The organism is Pseudomonas sp. NPDC089569, assembly GCF_050280625.1.
In the GTDB taxonomy this organism is placed as follows: Bacteria; Pseudomonadota; Gammaproteobacteria; order Pseudomonadales; family Pseudomonadaceae; genus Aquipseudomonas.
Map to the genome: position 1 here is coordinate 1 of NZ_JBNNVQ010000190.1, position 4,650 is coordinate 4,650.

At 61.8% G+C, this 4,650-nt stretch carries 6 protein-coding genes; 2 read left to right on the top strand and 4 right to left on the bottom strand.

The annotated features are described in order from the left end of the window. Positions 1-252 precede the first annotated feature (252 nt). Positions 253-825, bottom strand: a complete 573-nt coding sequence (locus ACQKP2_RS31760; RefSeq protein WP_427582232.1) for a chorismate mutase — start codon at positions 823-825, stop codon at positions 253-255. A 144-nt stretch (positions 826-969) separates the two neighbouring features. Here ACQKP2_RS31760 and solA point away from each other — a divergent pair, with 144 nt between their 5' ends. After that, positions 970-2,136 carry an N-methyl-L-tryptophan oxidase gene (gene solA, locus ACQKP2_RS31765; protein WP_427582233.1) on the top strand — a complete coding sequence of 389 codons (1,167 nt, stop codon included), beginning with the start codon at positions 970-972 and terminating at the stop codon, positions 2,134-2,136. A gap of 9 nt (positions 2,137-2,145) precedes the next feature. Here the strand turns inward: solA and ACQKP2_RS31770 are convergent, their stop codons facing one another. Then, the gene (locus ACQKP2_RS31770) at positions 2,146-2,436 is read right to left on the bottom strand and encodes a DUF7693 family protein (protein ID WP_427582234.1); all 291 of its coding nucleotides are present in this window, start codon (positions 2,434-2,436) and stop codon (positions 2,146-2,148) included. A 63-nt stretch (positions 2,437-2,499) separates the two neighbouring features. Further along, on the bottom strand, positions 2,500-3,069 hold the full coding sequence (locus tag ACQKP2_RS31775; RefSeq protein WP_427582235.1) for an acyl-CoA thioesterase: 570 nt from the start codon (positions 3,067-3,069) through the stop codon (positions 2,500-2,502). A gap of 105 nt (positions 3,070-3,174) precedes the next feature. Between ACQKP2_RS31775 and ACQKP2_RS31780 the strand changes: the two genes are divergently transcribed. Beyond that, entirely contained in the window at positions 3,175-4,137 is a 963-nt protein-coding gene (locus tag ACQKP2_RS31780; protein WP_427582236.1) for a GlxA family transcriptional regulator, read from the top strand. Between the two features lie 69 nt (positions 4,138-4,206). Here ACQKP2_RS31780 and ACQKP2_RS31785 read toward each other — a convergent pair whose 3' ends face one another. Further along, positions 4,207-4,608, bottom strand: coding sequence for a hypothetical protein (locus ACQKP2_RS31785; protein WP_427582237.1), 402 nt, complete (start codon positions 4,606-4,608; stop codon positions 4,207-4,209). Positions 4,609-4,650 lie beyond the last annotated feature (42 nt).

Here is a 4,650-nt window from a genome sequence, read left to right on the forward strand (position 1 = left end):
TCGTGTGCTCCAGGGTGTTATCGGTTGGTATGGAGCAGATGTTACGCCGCGGATTTTTTAAGAGAACTTCATTGAATCAATGGTGACTATCGACGTGGTCAATGGTCGCGCAGCGTCGCCGAACCCCTGTAGGAGCGAGCATGCTCGCGATGCATGCCAGAACACCGCGGGGCATCAGGTTGCCAGCGTCATCGTTGACGACCATCGCGAGCTTGCTCGCTCCTACAGAGGGGGGCGGTACGGCAGGAGCTGTCACTGATCGGTGATGCACAGCTCCCCGGTGGCGCGGATCAGGGCCTGGCCATGCAGGGTGTCCTTGATCAGGGCCGAGCGTTGCTCGGCCAGCCACGTCGGGCATTCCGGGTCGACGCGATAAGGCACGAAGTCGGCATATTGCTGCAGCAGGCGCACTTGCAGTTCATCGAGTTTCGGCCGCAGCTGATTCAGGTCCGGCCGAGGCAGATCGGGTGCCTTGTGCGCCGCTTGCCATTGCGCGATCAGCCCGTATTGCACCAGTTTGTTGGCTTCGATCTGCGCAGCGATCAAATCGGCGGCTTCGTCCGGGTCCACTTTGTTCTCGCCGGCCTGTTTGCGGGCATTGGCGATCACCAGAGTTTCCCTGGCGGTATCCTGGATCGGCTTGCCGCTGTCCCACTTGGTCAATGCCACCTCATCGGCAATGTTCAAGCGCTCGTTGATGGTCGCCAGCAACGGTTGCAAGGAATCGGGCGCCGGGGAGGGCGGGGCGGCGTGGGCCATGCCGATGAACAGACCGGCTGCGAACAGGCCGGACAGTCGTTTCGGCAAGCGTGGACAATGAATCATCAGAAGAGCTCCTGGACGCGCGATGCACATGGGCTCTTATGTATCACAGCTGAATCAGATGAACGATAGTTCAACAACCTCTTTCGCAATGGCCCGGCTCTGGTGCACGCTGCAACATTGTCGATTTCGCCGACGGAGGCATCTATGCAAGACCGGTATGAAGTAGCGGTTCTGGGCATGGGGGCGATGGGCGCCGCCACCCTGTATCAATTGGCCAAGGCGGGCGTGCGCGCCGTTGGTATCGATCGTCACCATCCTCCCCACGATCAGGGCTCGAGCCATGGTGATACGCGCATCACCCGGCTCTCGGTGGGCGAGGGTGCCGCCTATCTGCCAATTGTGCGTAACTCCCACCGGATCTGGCGCGAGCTGGAAGCCTTGTCCGGCGAATCCTTGTTCGAGCAATGCGGCGTGCTGGTCATGACGTCCCGTCCCGATTACGACCCGAACGATCAAACCGATTTCACCCAACGCACCCTGCGCCTGGCCAGCACCCATGGCATTGCGCACGAAGTCCTTTCGGCCGAGCAGATTCGCCGGCGTTTCCCGCAGTTTTCCCCGGTGCTGGACAACGCCGTCGGCTACTTCGAGCCCAGCGGTGGCTATGTCCGGCCCGAGCGCTGTATCGCGGTACAGCTGCAACTCGCCGAGGAATTGGGGGCGACACTGTATAAAGGCGAGACCATTACGCACATTGCCAGTGACGAACAGGGCGTCACGGTCACCACGGACCAACGCACGATAGGCGCCGACAAAGTGGTGATCAGTGCCGGCATGTGGTCCAGGGATTTGCTCGGCCAGCCTTTCGACCGCTTGCTCAGGGTCTGCCGGCAGAAACTGTTCTGGTTCGAGCTGCAAGACGATGCCCGGTTCGCACCGGTGTCGCCGACCTTTATCTATTACCACGGTGCCGGGGACGACGATTCGAACTATGGCTTCCCGCCCTTGCCGGGCGAAGGCAGCCTGAAGGTGGCGACCGAGCAGTACAGCGAAGAAACCGCGCCCGAGTCGTTGGACAGAACCATCAGCGACGCCGAAGCCCAGGCCATGTTCGATACCCATGTGCGCGGCAAGATTGCCGGAGTCAGCTCGCGGGTGGTCAAGTCAGCGGTGTGTGCCTATACCGTCACCCCCGACAGCGACTTCATCATCGACGAACACCCGGCCTTGAAAAACACCCTGGTGGTGTCTGCCTGCTCCGGGCATGGCTTCAAGCATTCGGCGGCATTGGGCGAGGCGCTGGCTCAGTGGTGCGTGCGCGGCAGCAGCGAGCTGGACTTGTCGGCGTTTTCGTTGAAGCGTTTTGCCTGAGCCTGCGATTCAGCCGCCGGCGAGCAAGCGCTCGACCTGCGCCAATTCCCAGGTGCTGAGCAAACTCACCGGATCGGTACCGAAGCGCTGACCGCCGTCGAACACCCGGTTATCCGGGCTGCGGCCATACAGGCAATGATGCAGGTGACCTTCGTCGACATCGAGGTGCAGCTGCCAGCCTTCGATGTCGACGTGCACCGGGCCCGGCCCGGTTTGCACGCCGAGTCGTTGCAGCCGGCGAACACCCAGGGCGGCGTCGCGTAATGTCTGGCAGACCTCGCGGGCAGTGAGGGGCGGCACGGGAGACTCCGTTGAGAGGGGGGCGTCAGGATAGAGACTGCCCTCCAGACTGTCAGCCAGTTTCTACTCGACTGCCTCTGGCCTGCGAGTGCGGGGCGTCTCTTGCTCGCGCAACTGAAGGCTCATGTCATCGCAGCTTTGCGACCAGTCTGTCAGCCATTGAGGCATATGCAACGACTGTTCCGGCAAGCCCAGTTCACGGGCGAACTCACCCGGCGGCACCGTGCCTTTCGCCGTGCGGAACAGACCGCGCATCACCACCACGCCAACGACCCGGCCTTTGCTGATGAAGCGATGCTCCATGAAGCTCCACTTGTGGTCCCAGCCGAGCATCCGCGTATGGACTTCAAACGCTTCGAACAGCTTCAGTTCACGGCGAAACTTGCCCCAGGTGTCCCCTACGATGGGCACCGACCTGTGGCGCAGCGCCACGCGAAAGGCGCCGCTGCGCAGCACATAATCCATGCGCCCGATGTCGGCCAGGGTGAAGTAGCGGCCATTGGTGACATGCCGGTTGAGGTCCAGATCCAGGGGCCATACGCGCATGCGCACCACGGTGGTGGCCAGCGCGTCCACGGGCTTGCGCCACGGACGACGAAACAGCATGAGCAGCAGCCGAAACCAGAGATTCATAAGTACGCCGATGAATGAGAGAAGGTTGCACTTTAAGGGGCGGGAATCGGGTAAGGTAGATGCGCAAATGACATTTTCCATGCGAAATATGCAATGAGGCTGCCTATGCACGTCACCTTGCTGCTGGCCGAGCAGTGTTCCGCCGCCAGCGCCACCCTGGCCCTGGAAGTGCTTGGCGCCGCCAACCTGTTTAGCGACAGCGCGGAGGCACCCTTCAACGTCGTCACCGCCTCCCTGGATGGCACACCCGTGGCCGCCTGGGGCGGACAGACGCTACGCGCGGACCACGCCATCGCTCGGATTGCGCAAACCGACCTGGTGCTGATCCCCGGTTTTCTCTTCACCCTGAAGGACGCCATGCCGGCTTTCGCGGCCTATGGCCCATGGTTGCGACAACAGCACGAACAGGGCGCGGTGGTGGCGTCCATGTGCACGGCCGCCTTCATGTTGGGCGAGGCGGGCCTGCTCGACGGTGTTCGCGCCACCACGCACTGGGCGTTCGCCGAGCTTTTGCGGCGTCGATATGCAGGGGCCTGCCTTGAAGAGACACAACTGATCTGCGAAGAAAACCGTGTGATGACCAGCGGTGGCGCGACCGCCGCCATGGACCTGCTGCTGCACCTGGTCCGCCGTTTCGCTTCACTGGAACTGGCGCAAAAATGCAGCAAGTACCTGCTGGTCGACTCGGCACGCAGCGAGCAGTCGGTGTACATCATGTGGTCGATGCCCAGGCACCATGGCGACGGCGATATCCTGCGAGCACAGGACTGGCTTGAAGCTCACTTCGAACAACCCTTGCTGATCGACGACATCGCCCGTCAATTCGGATTCGGGGTGCGCAACTTCAAACGCCGCTTCAAGGACGCCACCGGCTACACGCCCATCGCCTACCTGCAAACCCTGCGCCTGGAAAAGGCCAAACAGCTGCTCGAATCCACTCGCATGACCCTCGACAGCGTCACCTACGCCGTCGGCTACGAAGACAGCAACTCCTTCCGCCGACTCTTCCGCCAGCGCGTGGGGCTGCTGCCAGCGGCCTATCGCAAGAAGTTCCAACCCGTAGCTTGATGCCGGGCACGAAAAAGCCCGGCTGATCAGGCCGGGCTTTTTGCAGGTACTGCGGTTTCAGTGATGCATTCAGGCAACAGTGTTGCCTTGCAGGCGATCCGAGCCATCGGCGGCTACGGTGTTGCCTTGCAGGCGGTCGGAGCCATCGGCAGCGACAGTGTTGCCTTGCAGGCGGTCCGAGCCATCAGCGGCAATGGTGTTGCCTTGCAGGTGGTCGGAGCCATCGGCGGCAACGGTGTTGCCTTGCAGACGATCCGAACCATCGGCAGCGACGCGGTTTTCGATCAGGCGGTCGGAGCCACCCTCAGCGACACGACTCTGGATCAAACGATCCGAACCCCCTTCAGCCACACGGCTTTCGATCAGACGATCCGAGCCACCTTCGGCGACGACGGGTTGAGCAGAGGTCGCGGCAAAGGCGTTAACTGCGAAGACCGAGAAAGCGATGCTGAGGAGGGTTTGGCGTTTCATGATCGTGTGCTCCAGGGTGTTATCGGTTGGTATGGAGCAGAT

Coding starts and splice junctions, on each gene's coding strand:
- ACQKP2_RS31785 (WP_427582237.1), bottom strand. CDS start 4,608: ATGAAACGCCAAACCCTCCTCAGCATCGCTTTCTCGGTCTTCGCAGTT.
- ACQKP2_RS31780 (WP_427582236.1), top strand. CDS start 3,175: ATGCACGTCACCTTGCTGCTGGCCGAGCAGTGTTCCGCCGCCAGCGCC.
- ACQKP2_RS31760 (WP_427582232.1), bottom strand. CDS start 825: ATGATTCATTGTCCACGCTTGCCGAAACGACTGTCCGGCCTGTTCGCA.
- solA (WP_427582233.1), top strand. CDS start 970: ATGCAAGACCGGTATGAAGTAGCGGTTCTGGGCATGGGGGCGATGGGC.
- ACQKP2_RS31775 (WP_427582235.1), bottom strand. CDS start 3,069: ATGAATCTCTGGTTTCGGCTGCTGCTCATGCTGTTTCGTCGTCCGTGG.